The organism is Pectobacterium sp. F1-1, from assembly GCF_025643735.1.
Taxonomy (GTDB): Bacteria; Pseudomonadota; Gammaproteobacteria; order Enterobacterales; family Enterobacteriaceae; genus Pectobacterium; species Pectobacterium colocasium.
The window spans coordinates 3,072,988-3,095,150 of record NZ_CP104733.1; the positions used below are offsets into that span (position 1 = coordinate 3,072,988).

The window sequence follows — 22,163 nt, forward strand, 5'->3', positions numbered from 1 at the left end:
ATGAAAACCCAGTCACCGCTGGTTACACTACGCGAACTGGCGCAGAAGGACGTTGAGAAAGCAGCAGGCCAGTTGGGACAGGTGCGTCAGGCGCATCAACAGGCAGAGCAGCAGCTCAATATGCTGTTAAACTATCAGGATGACTATCGTCAAAAATTGAACTCGACGATGTCTGCTGGTATGGCGAATAATAGTTGGCAAAATTATCAGCAGTTCATCCGAACGCTGGACAGTGCAATTGAGCAACACAGACAGCAGCTCTCGCAGTGGACATCACGTTTAGATTTAGCAATGAAGGCCTGGCAAGAGAAACAGCAGCGATTGAACGCTTTTGAGAAACTGCAAGATCGCGAACTGACAAGACAGCTTGCCAAAGAAAATAAAATAGAACAAAAACAAATGGATGAATTTGCCCAACGGGCCTCACAGAGGAAAACAGAATCATGAATCTGTCCGCGTTACCCATAGTTACTACTGCCAGCGATACGAGCAGTTCTTCTGCTTCTCTGCTGACACAGGGCGAGCTGCCAAAAGATTTTGTTGATCTGTTGAGCAAGCGCATATCGCAAATAGCCGATACATCGGATAAAAAAACACTCGATAAAGTGGACGAAGAAGCCCTGCTAAACGCGCTAGGGAAAGAGGGTGCGTCACTCAATCGTGATGATTTAAACGCGATGCTCTCTTCATTCAGTTCACTTACTGGCGCAGCGATTACCGCGGGTAAGCAAAACCCAGACGTTGCCGAGCAGGCGAAACTTAAGGGGCAGGACAAAAAAGACAGTACCAGCACGGCAGATAACGCTGTTGCTACGCAGGCACTGCTTGCCATGTTACAAACAACGCCGCTTGCTACACAGCCTGTTGCTGATAATATCGCCGCGACTGCCGTAAATACGGGGTCAACGATTCCGGGATTCATTAACGCTAAACGCCAGAATGAAAATCCAACATCAGTTCTAAACAATACGGATGAAAACGCCAAAAATACATTGGTAAAGCTGCTCGACACATCAGTAATGGCGGATAAAGATACAAGCCTATCACGCGATCTGCATCATACAGCGGGTAAGCAAACTACATCGGCAGCAACCGAGTCTGCGGATGGGGCTACAAAGTTTGCGCTAACGACGCCAGCGTCCCTTTCGGGCGATCGCAATGCATCTGAGTCGGTTTCAGCCTTAAATAATAACGTGTCTCAAACCACGCCACCTGTTGCACAGGCCATGCATGTTCAGCCAGCATCGGTGGGGACAACCACACCAGCCCCTCAGGCAACAAGCACACAGTTGAATGCTCCTTTTGGTTCGCCGCAATGGCAAGACGCATTGGGCCAGCAGATAGTTATGTTCAGCCGTAATGGGCAGCAAACCGCGGAGCTACGCTTAAATCCACAGGAACTGGGTACCCTGCATATCAGCCTAAAAATTGATGATAATCAGGCACAAATTCATCTGGCATCAGCGAGCAGTCAGGTTCGTTCAGCGCTGGAAGCTGCACTGCCACACCTGCGTAATGCGATGGCAGAAAGCGGAATTAACCTTGGCCAGAGTAGCGTAGGTAGTGATTCCTCTGCCTGGCAACAGCAAATGGCCAGTAATAATAACGACGGCAATAACCGTGGCCCGTCTTATCAGCAGCAATTTGGTCACTCAGCAGAAGGCACAAGTGAAGTACTAAATGTACCAGAACAGTTAAGATCAATGGCGTCATCGGTCAACGGCGTTGATATCTTTGCGTGAAACTGAAGTAAACGAATAAGTTAGCACGGTTTTCCCTGCCTATTCTCTGTATTGAACATAGCAATAGGCAGGATAATCATCGACATTACGCATTTATTTATTGTTGGTTTCATCCAGCAATAAGTATCGATAAGTAACGGGAACTATCTTTGGCTATGTCTGATATGCAAGTTCGACCAGGACGCAAACGGTCTCTTTGGCTAATACTACTGATTATCGTTGCTCTCGCTGCGGCTGGTGCTGCGGGTGCTGCCTGGTGGCTATTAAATCAGAAAAACTCAGCAACGGCCGAGCAGGAAGCACCGCCACCGCCAGAGCCTGTTTTCATGCCGCTGGATACCTTTACCGTTAACCTCGTCAATCCAGATAACGATCCTGACCGTGTACTGTATGTTGGTTTCACGCTGCGTTTACCAGATGAAGCAACCCGAACACGATTTATTAATTATCTGCCAGAGGTTCGTAGCAGACTGTTACTATTACTCTCTCGTCAGGACGCGATTGCGCTTGCTAATGAGCAAGGCAAACAGAAGCTGATAGAGCAAATTAAGCAAGTGCTAAGCCCACCATTAGTTCCTGGTCAACCTAACCAGGTCGTTACTGATGTTCTGTTCACGGCCTTTATACTGCGGTAACCATTATGGGCGATAGCATTCTTTCACAAGCAGAAATTGATGCACTATTAAATGGCGACAGCGGCGATAGCGACGCTGATGCGAATGCGTCGTCAAAAGCGGATGGTGGCGTAAAACCCTACGATCCGAATACGCAACGACGTGTTATCCGCGAGCGCTTACAGGCATTAGAAATCATTAATGAGCGTTTTGCGCGTCAATTCCGTATGGGGTTGTTTAACCTGTTGCGCCGCAGCCCTGACATCACCGTAGGTGCAATCAAGATCCAGCCATACCATGAGTTTGCCAGGAACCTTCCGGTACCGACAAACCTGAATCTGATTCATTTAAAACCGCTACGCGGCACGGCATTGTTTGTCTTTTCACCCAGCCTGGTGTTTATCGCCGTAGATAACCTTTTCGGCGGCGATGGGCGCTTCCCGACGAAAGTCGAAGGACGTGAATTTACCCATACAGAGCAACGTGTGGTTAAGCGTATGTTACGCTTGGCTCTGGAAGCCTATGGCGAAGCCTGGAATGCGATTTACAAACTTGACATCGAATACGTGCGTTCAGAAATGCAGGTCAAGTTTACCAACATCACAACGTCACCTAATGATATCGTCGTGACGACACCGTTTCATGTTGAAATCGGTTCACTAACTGGCGAATTTAACATCTGTATTCCTTTTTCAATGATCGAGCCGCTGCGCGAACTGCTGGCGAATCCACCATTGGAAAACTCACGTCAGGAAGATCAGAGCTGGCGAGACACCTTAGCCAAGCAGGTACAGCATTCCGAGTTGGAATTGGTCGCAAGCTTTGTTGATATTCCGTTGCGGTTGTCCAAGATTCTGAAACTTCAGCCTGGCGATGTGTTACCGATCGACAAACCTGACAAAATCATTGCCCATGTTGACGGCGTGCCGGTGCTGACCAGCCAATATGGCACGTTGAACGGGCAATATGCTCTACGTGTTGAACATTTGATTAACCCTATATTGAATTCTCTGGATAACGAGGAACAGCCCCATGAGTGACACCAAGAAACCGTCCGACGACAAGGAATCAGTGGACGATCTGTGGGCTGATGCATTTAACGAGCAACAGGCTGCAGAAAAACCGGCCGCGACAACCGAAGGTATTTTCAAGTCGCTGGAGGGTCATGATCCGCTGGGTGCCTTACAGGATATCGATCTCATCCTGGATATTCCTGTCAAACTCACCGTTGAGCTTGGCCGGACTAAAATGACGATAAAAGAACTCCTGCGACTCACCCAAGGCTCTGTTGTCGCACTTGATGGCCTGGCAGGTGAACCACTGGATATCCTGATCAACGGCTATCTGATCGCTCAGGGGGAAGTTGTCGTCGTATCTGACAAGTATGGTGTTCGTATTACCGATATCATCACACCATCCGAACGTATGCGCCGCCTGAGTCGTTAATGGCAATAGCCTCGGTGTCATCCCCGACGCCAGTAACAAGCCAGCAATCAACGCTTGTTACTGAGCCTCCACTTACCGGCAGCATGTTACTGACACAGGTTGGTAGCGTGCTTGCTGGTATTTTATTATTTATTCTGCTGATTGCCTGGCTAGTTCGCAAACTCGGGTTTGCCCCTCAAGCCAAACAAAACAAGTTGCTAAAAGTCGTATCCAGCTGCCCTGTCGGGCAACGTGAACGTGTCGTTATAGTAGAAGTTGATAATACCTGGCTAGTGTTAGGTGTTACGCCTCAACAGATCACGCCTCTGCATACACTCCCAGCACAGCCAACCAACGACAGTTCATCCACTGGCGACACCAAGCCGGTTGATTTCAATCAACTGTTAAAGAAAGTTTTAAAGCGTCCGGAAAAATCGGAATGAGTGCCTTACCTAATTATTTTCGTATTACCCCTCTGCTTCGCACGTTGCGCTATGGTTTAACCATCGGTTTATTGTTGATGGCACCATCGGTGTGGGCACAGCTTCCTGGAATTGTGACGCAACCGCTCCCTAATGGCGGACAGAGCTGGACGCTATCAGTACAAACGCTGGTTTTCCTCACATCATTAACGTTTATTCCTGCCGCATTGTTAATGATGACCAGCTTCACTCGGATTATTATCGTCCTGAGTTTGTTACGTAATGCGCTGGGTACGCCAACCGCGCCACCGAACCAAGTCTTGTTAGGGTTGACGCTTTTTCTGACCTTTTTCGTTATGTCGCCGGTACTAAACCGTGTTTATGAAGAAGCCTATCTTCCCTTCAGTCAGGATCAAATCAGCATGGAAGCCGCCATCGAACGCGGTGCCGAACCTGTGCGTGAGTTTATGCTACGGCAAACCCGGGAAACCGATTTAGCATTGTTTACCAGATTGGCTGAAATTCCAGAGATTCAGGGGCCTGAAGAAGTACCTATGCGTGTGCTTCTCCCCGCCTTTGTGACAAGTGAACTAAAAACTGCTTTCCAGATTGGCTTTACCATATTTATTCCTTTCCTCATCATTGACCTCGTTGTTGCCAGCGTATTGATGGCTCTAGGGATGATGATGGTTCCTCCGGCAACCATTTCCTTGCCTTTCAAACTGATGCTTTTTGTATTAGTTGATGGCTGGCAGCTGCTACTCGGTTCATTAGCCCAAAGTTTTTATAGTTAGACGGATAGAGGAATGCGACTATGACACCAGAATCGGTGATGGCGCTTGGCTATGAAGCAATGAAGATAGCATTAGCGCTGGCGGCCCCTCCGTTGATAGCGGCGCTACTCAGCGGGCTGACTATCAGCCTCTTGCAGGCGGCGACGCAGGTAAACGAAATGACACTCTCGTTTATCCCTAAAATCCTAACCGTATTTTTCACTTTAGTGATCGCAGGTCCCTGGATGTTAAACCTCATGCTGGACTACATGCGTACGCTATTCGGCCAGTTACCTAATATTATTGGGTAAGTATGCTGACGTTTAACAGTTGGGACATGGTGAATTGGGTCAGCCAATTTTTCTGGCCTTTTGTCAGAATTCTTGCGTTGATTAGTACTGCGCCTGTCTTCAACGAAAGAGCGATTGGGAACCGGGTGAAAATTGGTCTAGGCGTGCTGATCACCCTGCTCGTTGCGCCCTATTTGCCATTAAACACCACGCCTATTTTTTCCGTTGCGGGAATATGGCTGTTAATACAGCAAATTCTCATCGGCGTTACGCTCGGCCTGTCAATGCAGTTAGCATTTGCCGCTATTCGCCATGCCGGCGAACTTATTGGTTTACAGATGGGGCTCGCCTTTGCGACCTTTTTTGATCCAACCGGTGGCCCGAATATGCAGGTAATAGCGCGTTTCCTGAATATTCTTGCCATTTTACTATTCCTGACTTTTGATGGTCATCTCTGGATGATTTCATTGTTGGCAGACAGTTTTTATACTCTGCCTATCAGTGCCAATCCTATTAACAGCCATGCATTTCTCGCGCTTGCACGTGCCGGTGGACTGATTTTTATCAACGGATTAATGCTGGCGCTGCCTATCATCACCCTGCTGCTGACCATTAACCTGGCTTTAGGTATGCTCAATCGTATGGCGCCTCAACTCTCAATATTTGTCGTTGGCTTCCCGATTACCCTCACAGTGGGAATCATGACGTTAGGTTTATTACTCCCTTTAATCCCCCCCTTCGCAGAGCGTTTATTCAGCGAGGTATTCGATTTACTCGCTGACATTCTTACCCAGCTATCTAGCCCCTAATTCCCTATAAGTAAACATAAGCCGATGCGACTGGCTGTCAGGCATGTACTAGCCTGCCACCTATTAGCTATTTCACGTTTTTATATAATTAGCCTCCGTCGCGATCGTGAGGAATCGCATGTAGTACATACCATGTTGAATATTGATGAGCTATATAAGAAGAATGAGGACTAACAGAAGGAATTAGAGGAATGATTATAGGATAAAAAATGGCATGTCATTCAATATAATAAAGAGAATGACACGCCTAAAAAATACGCCCGGTTTAAGCGTATTCAAACCGTACAGTAGAATAGATAATTATTTTCTATTACTACTATTTCATCTGGAATAACGACATGCCCTGCATGTTTTGAAATGCTGTATAAGATGCTTCTAAAGAAGATTTTTGCATGATATAAGACGAAATTGCGTCATACCAATCAGTATCTTGCAACTGCCCCAATGCAGTCTTATTCGCTACATCACGATCTTTACCAATGGCATCAAGGTTGTCAATCTCATTGAGCTGAATACCTAACTCTGCACGAACGGCTGAAATATTATTAAATGAGTTTTTTAAACCGCGGTTTGCCGTCTCTAAGGCCGCTGCTACACTGGCTTTTGTTGCATCGTCAGCATTAGCAATAGGCGTTTCAAGCGCTTTGATTGCAATATCTAAAGTCTCAAACAAATCTGACTGGATACTACCATCTGGTTCTGCTTGAGCGTCACCAGTTGTGCCATTGAACACAGCAGAACCAATATGGCTGACTGTCATATTCCGAGACGCATCTACACGTTGTGAGATCGCCTGATTACCGCCTACATAATCCACGCCAGTAGTCCCCTCAACGAAAGGAACCTTGTCCGTGTTATAACCAGCAAAAATATAATTACCGTTACCGTCAGTGCTGTTAGCCATATTCAGCAGTTCAGCTTTCATACCACGTAAGGAAGTCGCGACCGATTTGCGATCGTCATCACTCAGAACACCGCCGCCTTTGATTACTTCGGTCAATGCGCTGCTAATCGTGTTCGTGCTCTTGTCCAAAATAGACTCTTCCAGAGACATACTTTGCTTAGCAAATGTGCGTGCCAGTGTGTACTGACTGTTCTCAGACTGAGCCTGACCAAGCATAATGATGCTCGCCGCCGCAATCGGATCGTCAGATGGGTTGACAACTCGTTTCCCGGTCGATAGTTGCTCGCCCGTTTTTTGCCACGCGGTCTGACCATTCAGAATGCCTTGCATATTTTGCTGATATATCATGCTGGTACTTAAGCGCATGGTATTAATTCCTCTCAATCAAATGGTCAAACTAGCTACGAGCCGCTAAAAGCGCATCGAATATGGATTGTGCTGTTTTGATAACCTGAGCATTAGCTATATAGTATTGCTGGTAACGCATCAGATCGCCGTATTCCTCATCCAGATTCACACCAGACACGGATTGCTGTTCTGCTGTTAATTGCTTAACAACGTTTTGCTGCGAGGTATTATTTATTTTCAACGTGCTAGTTTGGTTACCAATAGTACCGACTAGACTGGCGTAGGCACTGGAAACGCTCGCTTTCCCACCCACGATTTTCTCATTTTGCAGCGCAAGCAATGCCTTAGCATTCGTGTTATCACTCACACCACCAAAGACAGGGTTACCGCTTCCATCTACGACAGGATTACCCGAATCGTCAAGTTTAACTGACGCTGCAGCGATCTTGTTCGGATCGGAAATAGCCACTGACATATCGGTAATGACATCATTAACAGGTTTAAGCAGGAAACTGTCATTCGTTGTGGGCGTTCCCGTAATCGTCATCTTAATGCCATCAAAATTCAGGCTGTTATCAGAAGTATCAACCGTCGCCGTAAATTTTGAGTTGTCAGACAAACGGGTTACTTGCCAGTTAGCGCCATCATATTTAACCGCATAATTGGTTGCCTGCACCTCTTTGGTATTGGTGTAAGAGGGTGTTAATACCGCACTGCCGCCATTTTTACTGTCATTCAGGGCAACCGCTTTACCAAAGGAAAAGAAATCGCCACCTTTCAGACCGTTATAGTCGTAACCTTCCTGATGTTGGGCATTAAATGCATCAGCGAATGACAGGGCTAATTGCCCTAACTGATTACGTGCTTCATCCAGGGTTCCTGTACGGAAAGAAATCAATCCGCCTAATGAACCTCCGGTTAGCGTACTCTCATTCAATGTAACGACATCATTGGTCTGATCTTTATATCCAATGGTAAGACGAGCCGGATCGCTGCTGGAACTAATAGCAACCAATTGATTGCTGACTCCCGCCTGAACCAGATTAGTACCATTCTTCAATGCAACGTTGTAAACAGTCCCATCTTGAACAGTCACATCAACACCCACTAATTTATTGAGCTGATCGACCAAAAGATCTCGCTGATCGAGCAAATCGTTAGGCATCGTGCCGCTATTTGCTCCCATTAGTTTCGTGATTTCGTTATTTAGCGACGCAATCTGATTGCTATATGAATTAATTTGGCCAACAGTACTTTGAATCTGTGTATTCAAACCACTGTCCATATCACGTAAATATTTATCCGTAACTTTAAACTGATTAACCAGCCCTTCAGCTTTGCCCAATACCGTTTGGCGAGTAGATGAGTCACCTGAATTACTGGTGAGGTTCTGCAAATTGGAAAAGAAACCTTGTATCGTTGATGAAAGACTAGTGGTGCTACTGGCTAGCAGATTATCAATCTTAGAAATTTGTTCGTAGTAAGCATTGACAGAGCTGCTTGTTGTTTGCGCAGAACGTAATTGATTGGTAATAAACTCATTGTATTGGCGATTGATGCTAACAACATTAACACCATTACCAATATATCCGGCCGATGTACTGCTGCTGGTCGCCTGCTCAAGTATCGCATTTTGTCGGCTATACCCAGTAACAGCCTGATTACTGATGTTGTTACTCACGGTACTGAGCGCAACCTGTGCACCTTTTAAGCCACTCATCGCGGTATTAATTAAATTGGACATAGGGTGTTGTTCCTTTTACACAGGCTCTTTCGCCCTGTGCGATTAACAAAATGCTGAAAGCAATAAATACGCTACATAAGTTAATTACTTTATCGGCCAGGCAGCGCAAATCTTGAATAAAAAATCAAAATAGGCGGCTCAAATCGTGCGTATATGCTTTCGTCACTTTCTCACCTGAATTCTTCATTTGCTGGATCATGCTAACCAGCTTCTGAGCATATTGCGGGTCCGTTGCATAACCTGCTTTTTGTAGCGCATGAGCTGCCTGCTCCGCCGTTCCGGCACTCATGACCGCTGAATAGCGTGGGTTGTTGGTGAGCAATTTCACATAGTCACCAATCGCTTCAATATAGGAATCGTACACTCGGAAACTAGCCTTGACCTTCTTGGCCACGCCCTGCTCATACTCTGTCGTGGTAATCTCTGTTGTCGGCCCATTCCAGCTACTGCCTGCTTTGATACCGAACAAGTTGTGACTCGGGCGCCCATCTTCGGTAGGAATTTCACGCTGACCCCAACCAGACTCAAGTGCCGCCTGAGCAATAATAAGATGGTGAGGTATGCCGCTATGCTGGCTGGCAATCTGAGCGGGCAAGGAAATCTGAGACACAAAGTTACTATTGGATAACGGCAAGGCTGACCCCGTAGTGGGCAGCTTAGGTAACGCTTTACGCACCATCTGCTCCACTGCCGCAGTTGGCATGGTTTTTAGCACATCACCATCGAATGTTAATGGAACAGAAGGAACCGGAGCTTTAGCGGCTGTAGCATCGGGAGATTGCCGGGTTAATTGCTCAACCATGACATCCGCCAGCCCCAGTCCCTTGCCCTTCGTTGAGATCTCTTGGGCAATTTGCTGATCATACATTGAGGTATACAGACGCGTCTGATCGCTGTTGAAGAGCCCATCCTGCGGAATCGCAGAACGCATACTTTTCATCATCAATTGGACAAACACGCCTTCCATTTGTTGCGCCACTGCCCTGATACCCTCTTTACTTTGAGGATTGCCTGAAACCTCACGCTTCAGCGTATTCAGGGACTGCGCATCGTAGGCCGCATTATTCAGCGTCTGTATATCACTCATTAGATAATTTCCAGTTTGGCACGCAAGCAGCCAGCGCTTTGCATCGCCTGCAGAATAGACATCAGCTCCATCGGCGTCGCACCCAGGGAATTCAGTGCACGCACGACATTGTTGAGGTTGGCACTGGAATTGACTCGCTGTAAAGCACCGCCTGCTTGCTGAACAGAGATCTCGGTTTGAGGCGTTACCACCGTCTGGCCGCCACCAAATGGCGTATTAGGCTGGCTAACATTGGCTTGCTGGTTGATCGTCACAGAAAGGTTGCCCTGAGCGATAGCACAGCTCTCCAGCGTCACATCGCGGTTCATTACAACAGATCCGGTACGGGAGTTGATGATAACCTTGGCGTCCTGAATACCGACGTTCACTTCAATATTCTGGATATCGGCCAGAAAGCGAACCTGAGAGCTGTTACCATTCGGGGCAAGAACCTGAATAGTCCGAGAATCCAACGGACTCGCGGAACCACCGTATCCCGAGCGATTTATCGCATCACTCACCTTTTGCGCCATCGAAAAATCGTCGTTCTTCAACTGCAGCATGATGGTATTCGATGTGCCAAACGTGCTTGGCAACTCTCTCTCGATAACGGCACCATTACTGATTCGACCGCCGGCAAGCTGGTTAACCTGAACACTGCTTCCGCCAGCAGATGCACCTGCTCCACCAACCAACACGTTACCTTGAGCAAGGGCATAGACCTGATTATCAACCCCTTTTAATGGGGTCATTAACAACGTCCCGCCGCGCAAGCTCTTTGCATTACCAAGTGATGACACAACGACATCAATATTTTGGCCTGTTCTGCCAAAAGGCGGAAGCTCTGCCGTTACCATCACCGCTGCCACATTCTTCAACTGCATGTTGGTTCCGGCAGGAACGGTAATCCCTAACTGGGAAAGCATGTTAGTTAAGCTTTGCGTGGTAAACGGCGTCTGCATAGTCTGGTCACCAGAGCCGTCCAGACCAACCACTAAACCGTAACCAATTAACGCATTACCGCGTACGCCCTGGATATTCACCAGATCGCGAATTCTCTCTGCCGACACAGGGGCAATATTCAGCGTCAGTAACGTCAGCAGTACAGTGAAAAATGATGCAATCCGCATGGTAGGCCTCTTAAGCTTAGAACGGAGAAACATTGAGGAAAAACCGCTGTAACCAGCCCATGTTTTGCGCTTCGTTAATATAGCCATTACCGACATATTCAATGCGCGCGTCTGCAACCTGAGTGGATGGCACCGAGTTGCTGCCGCTAATCGTTCTCGGATTAACAACACCTGAGAAGCGGATAAACTCTGTTCCCTGATTAATGGCAATTTGTTTTTCGCCAACAACTTGCAGGTTACCATTGGCAAGAACCTGACCAACCGTAACCGTAATGGTGCCACTGAACGTGTTATTCGCATTCGCACCACCTTGACCTGTAAATTCGTTTGTTCCGGTGGCATTCAGAGCAGCTCGGTTATTGCCGAGTGGGCCTTCTAGATAACGAGGCGTCGCAGTCAGACCAAATGTGGACGAACCATCTCTGCTTGCATTGGCAGAGGAACTTTTACTGGCGCTAACATTTTCCTGCAACACGATCGTTAGTGTGTCACCAACATTACGTGGGCGGCGATCTTCAAACATCGGTTGATAGCCATAATTCATTGGCTGCACGGTTTGGAAAATAGAACCATTGGGTCCGGCCAGTACAGGCGATCCAGCTGGGCAGTCGTCGGCCCAGTGACAACTTTATCATGCGGAATATAGGCGCAACCGTTAAGTGCTAACATCGCGATCAATGCCAACAGACAGTGTCGGCGGAGTGGTTTGATAACCGACTTTGCATTCATTATCACTGCGGATATCGCCTTAAATTAATCTATTTCACATATTCACGGGGTAAATCAACACCATACCGGCCCACTCATCGGGTACCTATGGTCATCATTACCCCGTTAAACACTGTCTACATTGCTACTATCAGGCAACAAGAGCACCCGCCCTCGCTCCTGAAATTAGCGAATTACCCATTACAGTTGGGTCAATTTCTGCAACATTTGGTCAGAAGAAGAAATTGCCTTACTGTTGATTTCGTAAGCACGCTGCGTCTGAATCATCGATACCAACTCCTCTGCCACATTGACGTTGGAGGTTTCGACATATTTCTGATAAAGCAGACCCGCGCCATTCAAACCAGGGTTCGTTTCATTCGGCGCACCAGAGCTGGCAGTTTCCAGATACAGGTTTTCACCCATGCTCTCAAGGCCGCTATCGTTAATAAAGGTCGTCAGTGTCAACTGACCAATCTGGTTTGTTGCCGCCTGACCCTGCAGTTTAACGCTGACAATACCGTCACGACCGATATTCAGTTCTGTCGCATTAGCCGGAACAGTAATTGCAGGCTGAACCTGATAGCCGCTGGACGTCACTAACTGACCATTACCATCAAGCTGGAAAGCACCATCACGCGTATAAGCAGTGGTACCGTCAGGCAACTGAACCTGAAAGAAACCCTGCCCTTTAATGGCGACGTCTTTAGAGTTACCCGTTTCGGAAAACGTCCCTTGAGTATGAATACGCTCTGTTGATACGGGACGAACACCGGTGCCTAACTGTAAACCGGACGGTAGCATCGTTTGTTCTGAAGATTGAGCGCCAGGCTGACGAACTGTTTGATACATCAAGTCTTCAAATACCGCACGCTGACGCTTGAAACCATTGGTGCTGACGTTTGCCAAGTTATTGGAAATAACGTCCATATTGGTTTGCTGAGCATTCAAACCGGTTTTTGCAATCCACAAAGAACGGATCATTTATTCACTCCTGTGCGCACTCGGCGCTTAACCCATTGCTAATATCTGATTAGCGCGTTGTGCATTATCGTCGACGCTGCTAATGACTTTCATCTGCATTTCAAAGCGGCGAGCATTGGCAATCATATCGACCATAGTATCGACCGTGTTCACATTACTGCCTTCGATTACACCCGGCATAATACGTACGGTAGGATCGTTTTGCAGAACATTACCACGTTGTTGCTGAGCCTGTTGCGTCAAGCGGAATAATCCGTCATCGGACCGCTCAACTTCTTGTCCGGTAGCTTTTACAAGCTTCAAACGCCCCAATTGGGCAATCGTATTTGGCGGATCACCCGCATTAAGCGCAGAAATTGTACCGTCAGGAGAAATACTGATCTGAGCCTGCGGAGGAATATCAATCGGCCCACCGTCGCCCATCACTACACGCCCCTGGATAGTTAACTGCCCATCAGCGTTGATCTCCATATTACCATTACGGGTGTACGCTTCACCGCCGTTAGCGGTTTGTACTGCCAGCCAACTCTCTTTCGGTAAGGCGACATCCATTGCACGGCCAGTATAATTCATCACGCCTTCAGTCATATCAGCGCCAGGCGTTGAAGCAACAACCAGCGTACGGGTAGGCAATGTCAGCCCATTGACCGGTACAGCGCGCAGTGCTGAAAGCTGTGCCCGGAACCCCGGCGTTGAGGCGTTCGCCAAGTTGTTCGCAGTAATCGCCTGTTTTTCCAATGACTGGCTCGCGCCACCCATTGCCGTATAAATTGCGTGATCCATGCAATGTCCCCGTTAGGATAATTAACGCAGGCTAACCAGCGTTTGCAGAATGGAATCCTGCGTTTTGATGGTTTGCGCATTCGACTGGTAGTTACGCTGCGCAACGATCATGTTGACCAACTCTTTACTTAAGTCAACGTTCGAACTTTCGGTGGATTTGCCGATCAGCTTACCCAGGCTCCCAGAGCCAGCCAGACCAACCACCGCCTGACCAGAGCTTGCTGTTTCAGACCAAGCGTTATCACCCTCAGGTGACAAACCCTCTGGGTTGGCAAAACTAGCCAGCAGGATCTGACCCAACGCCTGTTTCTGACCGTTGCTATAGCTACCTTCGATCGTGCCATCATCATTGATAGCAAAACCAGTCAGCGATCCTGGGGCGTAACCGTTCTGGGTTGGGCTCTTATAGCTATATTCGGTATTTTGCTGCACGCTGCCAGTCAAATTAAGCCTAAACTGCCCATTCGCCGCACCATTGGTCCCTGTGAGGGTGATGTTGAAAGGCGTATGCCCTGTTAACGCCCCATTAGAAGCAAAGTTCAACGTTCCTGCGTTTTGATAATTAGCAGGACTAACAGAGTCATCCTTGGCATAGGTTTGCCAGGTATTATCCGCCGTTTTGACAAAGTACAGGGTAAAGTTGTGCACGTTACCCTGACTGTCATAGGTTGTCAGCGCCGTTTTACTATTATACGTACCTTCCGCACCAGGCGTTGTGGCCCAGGCGCTCGTTGGAACCGAATCTGAAGATTTCAGGTTAGCAACAATTGACGCCGTTGTTGTTTGGCTCGCCAGCATGTCACCATCGGGAACAGTCAACGGTACTGGGTCGGCACCCGTTTGAACAACTGGCGGCGTTCCCGCAGTCGGATACCCAGTTAATTGCATCCCCTGAGCGTTAACGATATTACGACCGTTCAGCATAAACTGACCATTACGGCTGTAATAGATGGAACCATTAGTATCTTGCAGACGGTAAAAACCGCCGCCGCTGATCGCGATATCCAGATCTCGTGAAGAGGAAGTTACGGTACCATTGCCGAAATCTTGCAATACCGATGCAACCTTAACACCCATACCCACTTTAGAACCTGCAAACATATCGGCAAATGTGACAGTACCGGATTTAAAACCCACTGTTGCTGAGTTAGCGATGTTATTACCGATAACATCCAGGTTATTAGATGCCGCGTTTAAGCCACTGACCGCCTGAGAAAAACCCATGTCGTTCTCCAGATGAATTGATTAAGTCATATTCTCGGTAATGCGTTTCACCGGAATACTGTGAAATTTATAGCGTTACAGAATCTGCCTGACATCGTCCATGGTGGCCCTGCCACGTAGTCCTAAATCCAGCAATGCACCACTCTCGCCGCGAACGACACTATTTACCACCGCATAGCTCAATGGCTGAACAACTTGCTGTGCGCCGCCCGTGCTAGCAGCGACAGTGAAGGTATAGGCCCCATCAGGCGCAACCGTGCCATCAGAAAGTTTACTATCCCAGTTAAATGAGTGAACGCCAGCCGAAAGCGTCCCCAGCTCGATTGTACGAACGGCTTTACCTGTCGCATCATTAATAGTGACGGTAACCACTTCTGCAGCTTTCTCCAGTTCCACGCCAAACGGTGTGCTGGTTTCTTTACCCACGAGAATGTCTTTTCCTGGGATCATGACACTGTGGCCAATCAGCGTTGTCGCCTGCATAGATTGGTTGTTATTGATTTGACCAGAAATAGAACCTAGGGTGGTATTCAATTTTTCAATACCACTCACCGTATTGAGCTGGGCAAGCTGGCTGACAAGCTGATCGTTGCTCATTGGGTTCGTCGGGTCCTGATTTTTCAACTGTGCCACCAGGAGGGTCAGAAACTGATTCTGTAGGTCGGCAGCGCTGCTAGTAGTGCCAACAGATGAGGTAGTACTCGATGTACTCTGTGTTTTTGTTGCCGAGGAAGTATCATTAATGGTTACAGACATTATTTCGTCTCCCGATTATTGCCCGATCGTTAACGTCTTCAGCATCATCGATTTTGTCGTATTCAAGACTTCGACGTTTGCCTGATAGCTGCGTGATGCAGAAATGGTATTTACCATCTCAGCCACTGGGTTAACATTCGGCATGCGAACGTATCCCTGTCCATCAGCAAGCGGGTTGCCTGGTTCGTAAACCAGACGTGCAGGTGATGGGTCTTCAATAACATTAGCAACGCGCACACCGCCAGTTGACTGGCCTGGGGCCGCATTCACTTCGAATACAACCTGCTTGGCACGATAAGGTTCGCCATCAGGACCCGTGACGCTGTCTGCGTTAGCCAGGTTGCTGGCGCTCACATTCAGACGCTGAGATTGCGCAGAAAGCGCTGAGCCTGAAATTTCGAATATATTTAATAACGACATGAATCTTTACCTTCTCATCGCGCTACGATCATGAACCTGATTGCAAGACCGACATCATACCTTTAATCTGCCCACCCAGAACGGTCAGGTTGGTTTGATATTTCAGGCTATTATCGGCAAAATTAGTACGTTCCCGGTCCATATCGACCGTATTACCATCCAATGCAGGCTGATCCGGCACACGATAGAGCAAATCAAGTTCCGGCGGCTGAAAATTCTGTGCCGGTATATGCCGTACAGATGTGGTTTTCAGCGCGATACCTGTGCCGTTCACCCGCCCTTGCTCCATCGTTTTACTGAGCTGGCTGGCAAAATCGATATCCCTGGCTTGATAGCCTGGTGTATCCGCATTAGCAATATTCGCGGCCAGAATTTCCTGCCGCTGGGCACGCAAGTTCAACGCTTCCTGCTGGAACCGCAACGAGGCGTCTAATTTATCAAGCATGCTCCCTCCGCAAGTTAGAATTTGGAGTGGGTAGGATAATTCTCATTATGGCTATGCCATCGGACGAATAGACACCAAATGCAGCGCTATTTATTGCCTTAACCTTGCGCTGACATCGTTACACTTATTGCCCGACATAATCGGAATCAGGAGCGCTGAACTGGAATGAAAACAATATATTATTCTCTCTGTCTGGCGGCGTCCTGTTTTTTCACCCTGTGTGCTCCTGTCAATGCAAACGACCTTCCGGCACAAATTAACCAATTCTTTGCCTCACGCTTTCAGGGAAGCCCAAACACCGTTAACGTTGTGATAAAATCGCCAGAGTCACAGTGGCCACAGTGCGAAGCGCCCCAAATTACGTTACCCGGGAATACGAAAATGTGGGGTAATGTGAGCCTGTCCGTACGTTGTGGGCAACAACGCCGCTTCATTCAAACCGAAGTGCAGGTCACGGGGAGTTATGTCACCAGTTCCCGGCCGATAAACCGCGGGACAACACTGACGGAAAAAGACATTCGTTTGACAAAAGGCAGACTCGATTTATTACCGTTGCGCCCTATACTGACGTTACAGGGCGCACAGGGTGCAGTCCTTCTACGCGATCTCACTCCGGGTCAGGCTATTACAGCTTCTATGATCAGACGCGCCTGGGTCGTTAAAGCAGGTCAGTCAGTGCAGATTATCGCTCAGGGAGAAGGTTTCACGATTAATGGCGAAGGAAAAGCCATGAACAACGCGGCAACTGGGCAGGCAGTCAGAGTCAGAACGGCAAATGGACAAATAATCAGCGGAATTGCGAACGACGATGGGATTATTCTGATCTCACAGTAATTAATTAAAGATTTGCTCACGTTTGCCGATGATAGTTACAGAGTCATTACTGACGACGTTTTAAAATTGAACACCAATGTGATGAAAAATCCTTCAACACATTGATGATTAACTATTTATCCTCAAATCAGAGGGATGTATTATGAGTATTGAACGCACCCAGTCACTGAAGCCGGTCAGTCAAGTGCAACAACGCGAATCTGGCGATATCGCTAAAACTAAACTTAAACAGGCTGAAGCACAGTCTGAAGTCAGCGCCACACAGGTAAAATTGAGTGATGCGCAGGCAAAATTAATGCAGCCAGGTACGCAGGATATCGACATGAACCGTGTTGAAACGCTGAAGCAAGCCATTCGTGATGGTTCACTTAAAATCGATGCCGGAAAAATCGCGGATGCATTGTTAAAAGAAACGCAGGATTTTTTAGCTGGTAATTAACACTTATGGAAAATCTGCAATCGATTCTGGAGCAACTGCTGCACAACCTGCGTGAGCTTGATGCAGTCATGTCTGACGAGCAAACATTGCTTTGCGCGGGGCATATTAATAGTATCGCTCTGCAACAAGTGACAGAGAATAAAACCTCCTTGCTGGCTACTATGCAGCATCTGGAAACACGACGTCATCAAACTGAATCAACACTTAAACTGCAAGCACCTTATGATGGCATTGAAAAGCTGTCTGCTTACTGGCAGCAGATACAAGAGTTAACCAGACGTCTGAACGATCAGAATAAGCACAACGGGCTCCTGCTGAATCGGCATATTGCCTATACCAATGAAGCGATAAATATACTGAAGCCCCGTCATCAGGGACTATATGGTCCTGATGGCCAGTCGAAAGGCGTAACAGTAGGCGGTAGAAAAATCACGTTCTAAAAGTCTCTGCATTTCAGCGGAGACTTTTCATTACTAAAACAGAAATTCATTTAAAAATAGCTACTTGTAGTTTACCGCAATATCTATCTTACGGACGCTGAACGTACGGTTAATACGTCCATTCCCTGCAATATAGTAGACAAAACGAAACTCATTGTTAGCCGCCAGGCCCTCAAATGCCTGAGTCTGTCCGTCACCACTTCCGCCTAAATCAACACAGCGCTGCGGCGTTTGTGAACAAAGCTTAACCACAAGCCCTGTCGGTATCTCTGAATCAATAAGATGCCGCCAATATATTGTCGTAATGGTTTCTTCTGGCTTAAGGGCGATGTTCGGAGAAAAAGCCGACGTCGTCACCATTTCACCACGGTAATCCAGTTTTATTCCGGCCATACTTCCGTTCCAGCTACCCGGCGTCGCCATAGCACAGAGCGGAAGTGCCAACACAGTTACAGACAGAAAGCGTATCACCGTCCTCACTTCTGAGCTTCCCCTATAATCGATGTCATACGGATCTGACGATGATCGCTGATTTCCAGATTAGAAAGCACGGCCATGTTTGGCAGGCTACGATGCAGGAAGCGGGCAAGCAAAGCACGCAAAGCATGGTTCACCAGCAGAACTGGTGGAGCCCCAAGCATTTCCTGCCGCTGTAGCGCTTGTTTTGCCTGTTCCAGCAGGCGATCGGCAAGCCCAGGCTCGAGACCACCGCCTCCCTGCAGCGCCTGCAACAGAAGACGTTCCAGCGATCCTTCTAGGCCGATAACCTGAAGTTCGCTGTCTCCCGGAAACCACTGCTGAGTGATAGCACGTCCCAGAGCAACCCTGACTACCGTAGTGAGTTCATAAGGATCTGGCTGCACTGGCGCATGTTCAGCCAATGTCTCCATGATAGTGCGCATATCCCTGATAGAAACTCTCTCACTGAGCAGATTTTGCAAGACTTTGTGCAACGTTGTTAGCGTCACCACGCCAGGAATAAAATCTTCGGTCAATTTTGGCATTTCTTGCGCAACACGTTCCATTAACTGCTGAGCTTCTTGTCTGCCAAACAGCTCACTGGCATGTAATGCAATTAAATGGTTCAGGTGTGTTGCCACCACCGTGCTTGCCTCTACGACCGTGAAGCCTTGTGCTTGAGCTTGTTCTTTCAGGGCATTATCAATCCAGACTGCTGGCAGCCCAAACGCAGGATCCTGCGTGATGTCTCCAGATAACGAACCAACCGCGTTACCCGGATTGATTGCCATCCAACGTCCAGGATGTGCCTCACCGCTTCCAACCTCAACCCCTTTCATCAATATGCGATAGCTGGCAGGCTGAAGCTCTAAATTATCCCGGATATGGACCACTGGCGGTAAATACCCCATCTCCTGAGCAAATTTCTTCCTGATACTACGAATCCTACCCAGTAGCTCGCCATCTTGTTGTGCGTCAACCATTGGAATCAAACGATAACCCACTTCCATGCCCAGCGGGTCTTCAAGCTGTACGTCAGACCAACTGGCTTCAATGACCTGATGTTTTTCCATCGCTGCTGGCATCGGCTGTATCACAGGTTCTTTTTGTTGTTCACCACGCATCCACCAGGCAAGCCCTAACAAAGATGCCGTGAATAATAGAAAGACAAAATTAGGCATTCCGGGAACCAGCCCAATAAGCCCGATCACAGCCGCACTCAACACCATAACTCGCGGGTTGTTGAACAACTGAGTGACCATCTGCTCGCCAACATCCTGATCGGTACTCACACGAGTTACAATAACACCCGCAGCGGTAGAAATAATCAGAGCAGGAATCTGGGCAACCAGGCCGTCACCGATGGTAAGCAACGTATAGCTTTCCGCTGCCTGACCTACTGGCATGTTGTGCTGTACAACACCGACGATCAACCCACCCACAATATTGATGACCATGATAATCAGTCCAGCGACAGCATCGCCGCGCACGAACTTACTGGCACCATCCATTGAACCGTAAAAATCTGATTCCTGAGTCACCTCAGCACGGCGTTTTTTCGCCTCTTCTTCACCAATGATCCCAGCATTAAGATCGGCATCGATCGCCATCTGTTTACCTGGCATACCGTCCAGCACAAAACGAGCGCCTACTTCAGCAATACGCCCGGCACCTTTGGTGATAACCATGAAGTTGATTAAGACAAGAATGATAAAGACCACAATACCGATGGCGAAATTCCCACCAACCAGAAAGTGGCCAAATGCTTCAACGACCTTACCAGCAGCAGCGGTGCCTGTATGGCCTTCCAGTAAAATAATACGGGTAGATGCAACGTTGAGTGACAAACGCAGCAATGTAGAAAACAGCAGGATAGTAGGGAATGCAGCAAATTCCAGCGTCCGCTGCGTGAACATCGCAACCAGCAATACCATGATGGATAGTGCGATGTTAAAGGTAAAAAGCAGATCCAAGATAAATGGCGGCAGCGGCAATACCATCATGGAAAGTATCAGCAGGATCAGTATAGGTCCGGCTAATATTTGCCATTGGGTACCTTTCATATTACTCGGTAAACGAAGCAAAGAGGCCAAATTAGCCATCAGTAGTATTCTCTTTAGCAAAATCCAGCGCATCAGGCACTGGTAAATGTTTCGGTTTTCTAGGAATTAATCCACCTTCCCGCTTCCAGCGTTTCAGTTGATAAACCCAAGCTAAGACTTCTGCGACAGCAGCATATAACGCAGCCGGAATGTGCTGCCCGACCTCTGAATGACGAAATAGCGCACGCGCCAACGGTGGCGCTTCTAAAATAGGGACACGATGCTCGGCCCCCAACTCACGAATACGCAATGCGATCTCACCTGCACCTTTAGCCAATACTTTCGGTGCATTCATTTTTTTCTCATCATAACGTAATGCTACCGCATAATGTGTCGGGTTAGTGACTATCACATCAGCCTTAGGAACATCAGCCATCATTCTGCGTTGGGCTATCGCCCTCTGTTGCTGACGAATACGACCTTTAACATGAGGATCGCCTTCACTCTGCTTGTGTTCATCACGAATTTCCTGCTTGCTCATCCGTAACTTTTTGATGTGGCTCCAAACCTGCCAAAACACATCAAAAGCGACCATGGGAATCAGACCCATGATGATGAGAAAGCCACACATTACTGCCAACTCTAAGGCATCACCTAACGCCGCAATCGGCGATTCGGATATTAAATGCAATATTTTTGGCCAGTTATGAATCAAGAACAAAGTACTAATGACCCCAACCATGACTGATTTTAATATTGCTTTAAAGAGCTCAGCCAGTGATTGAGCAGAAAACAATCGCTTCAGCCCAGAAATAGGATCTAATTTTTTGAAGTCAACTTTTAATGATTTGGTACTAAATAGCACCCCACCGAGCAGCAAAGGCGCAGAGAGTGCAACCAACACAGCCCCAAGCATAATAGGCATTAACGCCGATACTGCCTGACGTAATAATGAACCAACATGCCGTAGCATTTGGGTATCATCGCCAATCGTTGCGTAATCAAAATTTAACGACTGTGAGACAATTCTGGCCAACCGACCAGCCATCGCATCACCACCTATCCATAAAATAGCCAAGCCCGCGACCATCATCAGAACAGAAGTCAGCTCTCGAGATCGTGGGATCTGGCCTTCTTCACGCGCCTTTTCCTCCTTTTGGGGAGTGGGGGCTTCTGTTTTTTCTAGATCGCTATCATCTGCCACTATGGCGTTCCTGTTACGACTTTCAGGATAGGAATTTGCTGCCTAGCATGACAAATATGGAAAAGTTTTATGGCTGGAACAACGAGAAAAACCAACGCTTCTTTAACGAATAGTACGGATAACAAGGCGGGAAAAAACGGATTTAGCTATTTATGGCC

The 22,163-nt window shown here is 47.8% G+C and carries 25 protein-coding genes and 1 pseudogene; 12 read left to right on the plus strand and 14 right to left on the minus strand.

What is annotated here, in order from left to right; translation table 11 throughout:
* The 9 genes from fliJ (at nt 1) to fliR (ending at nt 6,075) form a co-directional block, all read left to right on the plus strand.
* A complete protein-coding gene (fliJ, locus tag NAL19_RS13620) occupies nt 1–447 on the plus strand; it encodes a flagellar export protein FliJ (protein WP_263057637.1) in 447 nt (148 codons plus the stop codon).
* Nucleotides 444–1,742: a flagellar hook-length control protein FliK gene (locus NAL19_RS13625; RefSeq protein WP_263057638.1), complete on the plus strand. Its 1,299-nt coding sequence runs from the start codon at nt 444–446 to the stop codon at nt 1,740–1,742. The genes fliJ and NAL19_RS13625 overlap by 4 nt, the downstream gene beginning before the upstream one ends.
* 155 nt (nt 1,743–1,897) lie before the next feature.
* Nucleotides 1,898–2,377: a flagellar basal body-associated protein FliL gene (gene fliL / locus NAL19_RS13630; RefSeq protein ID WP_225085078.1), complete on the plus strand. Its 480-nt coding sequence runs from the start codon at nt 1,898–1,900 to the stop codon at nt 2,375–2,377.
* 5 nt (nt 2,378–2,382) lie between these two features.
* Nucleotides 2,383–3,396, plus strand: coding sequence for a flagellar motor switch protein FliM (gene fliM, locus NAL19_RS13635; protein WP_225085079.1), 1,014 nt, complete (start codon nt 2,383–2,385; stop codon nt 3,394–3,396).
* Complete coding sequence (fliN, locus tag NAL19_RS13640; RefSeq protein WP_015840788.1) at nt 3,389–3,802, plus strand: flagellar motor switch protein FliN; 414 nt, start codon at nt 3,389–3,391, stop codon at nt 3,800–3,802. The genes fliM and fliN overlap by 8 nt, the downstream gene beginning before the upstream one ends.
* A complete protein-coding gene (gene fliO / locus NAL19_RS13645; RefSeq protein ID WP_263057639.1) occupies nt 3,802–4,224 on the plus strand; it encodes a flagellar biosynthetic protein FliO in 423 nt (140 codons plus the stop codon). Before fliN ends, fliO begins: the two co-directional genes overlap by 1 nt.
* A 77-nt stretch (nt 4,225–4,301) precedes the next feature.
* The gene (gene fliP, locus NAL19_RS13650) at nt 4,302–4,997 is read left to right on the plus strand and encodes a flagellar type III secretion system pore protein FliP (RefSeq protein ID WP_263059721.1); all 696 of its coding nucleotides are present in this window, start codon (nt 4,302–4,304) and stop codon (nt 4,995–4,997) included.
* Nucleotides 4,998–5,017: 20 nt separating this feature from the next.
* Complete coding sequence (gene fliQ, locus NAL19_RS13655) at nt 5,018–5,287, plus strand: flagellar biosynthesis protein FliQ (protein WP_015840791.1); 270 nt, start codon at nt 5,018–5,020, stop codon at nt 5,285–5,287.
* Nucleotides 5,288–5,289: 2 nt separating this feature from the next.
* Entirely contained in the window at nt 5,290–6,075 is a 786-nt protein-coding gene (gene fliR, locus NAL19_RS13660) for a flagellar biosynthetic protein FliR (RefSeq protein WP_225085081.1), read from the plus strand.
* A 316-nt stretch (nt 6,076–6,391) separates the two neighbouring features.
* Here fliR and flgL read toward each other — a convergent pair whose 3' ends face one another.
* From flgL to flgB, 11 genes and pseudogenes are all read right to left on the minus strand, one after another.
* Nucleotides 6,392–7,345 (minus strand): flagellar hook-associated protein FlgL, encoded by a 954-nt coding sequence (gene flgL / locus NAL19_RS13665; RefSeq protein ID WP_225085082.1) that lies wholly within the window; start codon nt 7,343–7,345, stop codon nt 6,392–6,394.
* Between the two features lie 31 nt (nt 7,346–7,376).
* Nucleotides 7,377–9,071, minus strand: coding sequence for a flagellar hook-associated protein FlgK (gene flgK / locus NAL19_RS13670; RefSeq protein WP_225085083.1), 1,695 nt, complete (start codon nt 9,069–9,071; stop codon nt 7,377–7,379).
* Between the two features lie 124 nt (nt 9,072–9,195).
* A complete protein-coding gene (flgJ, locus tag NAL19_RS13675) occupies nt 9,196–10,158 on the minus strand; it encodes a flagellar assembly peptidoglycan hydrolase FlgJ (RefSeq protein ID WP_225085084.1) in 963 nt (320 codons plus the stop codon).
* Nucleotides 10,158–11,267: a flagellar basal body P-ring protein FlgI gene (locus tag NAL19_RS13680; RefSeq protein ID WP_225085085.1), complete on the minus strand. Its 1,110-nt coding sequence runs from the start codon at nt 11,265–11,267 to the stop codon at nt 10,158–10,160. Before NAL19_RS13680 ends, flgJ begins: the two co-directional genes overlap by 1 nt.
* A 16-nt stretch (nt 11,268–11,283) precedes the next feature.
* A pseudogene (locus tag NAL19_RS13685) lies at nt 11,284–11,996 on the minus strand (flagellar basal body L-ring protein FlgH).
* 180 nt (nt 11,997–12,176) lie between these two features.
* Nucleotides 12,177–12,959, minus strand: a complete 783-nt coding sequence (flgG, locus tag NAL19_RS13690) for a flagellar basal-body rod protein FlgG (RefSeq protein ID WP_039359858.1) — start codon at nt 12,957–12,959, stop codon at nt 12,177–12,179.
* A gap of 27 nt (nt 12,960–12,986) precedes the next feature.
* The gene (locus NAL19_RS13695; RefSeq protein WP_010301656.1) at nt 12,987–13,742 is read right to left on the minus strand and encodes a flagellar basal body rod protein FlgF; all 756 of its coding nucleotides are present in this window, start codon (nt 13,740–13,742) and stop codon (nt 12,987–12,989) included.
* 21 nt (nt 13,743–13,763) lie between these two features.
* The gene (gene flgE, locus NAL19_RS13700; protein WP_263057640.1) at nt 13,764–14,966 is read right to left on the minus strand and encodes a flagellar hook protein FlgE; all 1,203 of its coding nucleotides are present in this window, start codon (nt 14,964–14,966) and stop codon (nt 13,764–13,766) included.
* A 75-nt stretch (nt 14,967–15,041) separates the two neighbouring features.
* On the minus strand, nt 15,042–15,722 hold the full coding sequence (gene flgD / locus NAL19_RS13705; RefSeq protein WP_225085088.1) for a flagellar hook assembly protein FlgD: 681 nt from the start codon (nt 15,720–15,722) through the stop codon (nt 15,042–15,044).
* Nucleotides 15,723–15,737: 15 nt separating this feature from the next.
* Nucleotides 15,738–16,142: a flagellar basal body rod protein FlgC gene (flgC, locus tag NAL19_RS13710; RefSeq protein WP_039347429.1), complete on the minus strand. Its 405-nt coding sequence runs from the start codon at nt 16,140–16,142 to the stop codon at nt 15,738–15,740.
* 28 nt (nt 16,143–16,170) lie between these two features.
* Nucleotides 16,171–16,587 carry a flagellar basal body rod protein FlgB gene (flgB, locus tag NAL19_RS13715; protein ID WP_039298683.1) on the minus strand — a complete coding sequence of 139 codons (417 nt, stop codon included), beginning with the start codon at nt 16,585–16,587 and terminating at the stop codon, nt 16,171–16,173.
* Between the two features lie 165 nt (nt 16,588–16,752).
* Here flgB and flgA point away from each other — a divergent pair, with 165 nt between their 5' ends.
* The 3 genes from flgA to NAL19_RS13730 all read left to right on the plus strand — a co-directional run bounded on the left by flgA (nt 16,753) and on the right by NAL19_RS13730 (nt 18,300).
* Nucleotides 16,753–17,421 carry a flagellar basal body P-ring formation chaperone FlgA gene (gene flgA / locus NAL19_RS13720; RefSeq protein WP_263057641.1) on the plus strand — a complete coding sequence of 223 codons (669 nt, stop codon included), beginning with the start codon at nt 16,753–16,755 and terminating at the stop codon, nt 17,419–17,421.
* 142 nt (nt 17,422–17,563) lie between these two features.
* Nucleotides 17,564–17,860, plus strand: a complete 297-nt coding sequence (flgM, locus tag NAL19_RS13725; RefSeq protein WP_225085090.1) for a flagellar biosynthesis anti-sigma factor FlgM — start codon at nt 17,564–17,566, stop codon at nt 17,858–17,860.
* A 5-nt stretch (nt 17,861–17,865) separates the two neighbouring features.
* Nucleotides 17,866–18,300, plus strand: coding sequence for a flagella synthesis protein FlgN (locus tag NAL19_RS13730; RefSeq protein ID WP_225085091.1), 435 nt, complete (start codon nt 17,866–17,868; stop codon nt 18,298–18,300).
* 60 nt (nt 18,301–18,360) lie between these two features.
* On the opposite strand, the gene NAL19_RS13735 is transcribed toward NAL19_RS13730, so the two are convergent.
* Genes NAL19_RS13735 through flhB form a run of 3 tightly spaced genes read right to left on the minus strand, consistent with a single transcriptional unit; the run spans nt 18,361 to nt 22,005 of the window.
* A complete protein-coding gene (locus tag NAL19_RS13735; protein WP_225088182.1) occupies nt 18,361–18,723 on the minus strand; it encodes a flagellar protein FlhE in 363 nt (120 codons plus the stop codon).
* 53 nt (nt 18,724–18,776) lie between these two features.
* Nucleotides 18,777–20,861 carry a flagellar biosynthesis protein FlhA gene (flhA, locus tag NAL19_RS13740; protein ID WP_225085092.1) on the minus strand — a complete coding sequence of 695 codons (2,085 nt, stop codon included), beginning with the start codon at nt 20,859–20,861 and terminating at the stop codon, nt 18,777–18,779.
* Nucleotides 20,854–22,005, minus strand: coding sequence for a flagellar biosynthesis protein FlhB (gene flhB, locus NAL19_RS13745; RefSeq protein WP_225085093.1), 1,152 nt, complete (start codon nt 22,003–22,005; stop codon nt 20,854–20,856). Before flhB ends, flhA begins: the two co-directional genes overlap by 8 nt.
* Nucleotides 22,006–22,163: the final 158 nt, after the last annotated feature.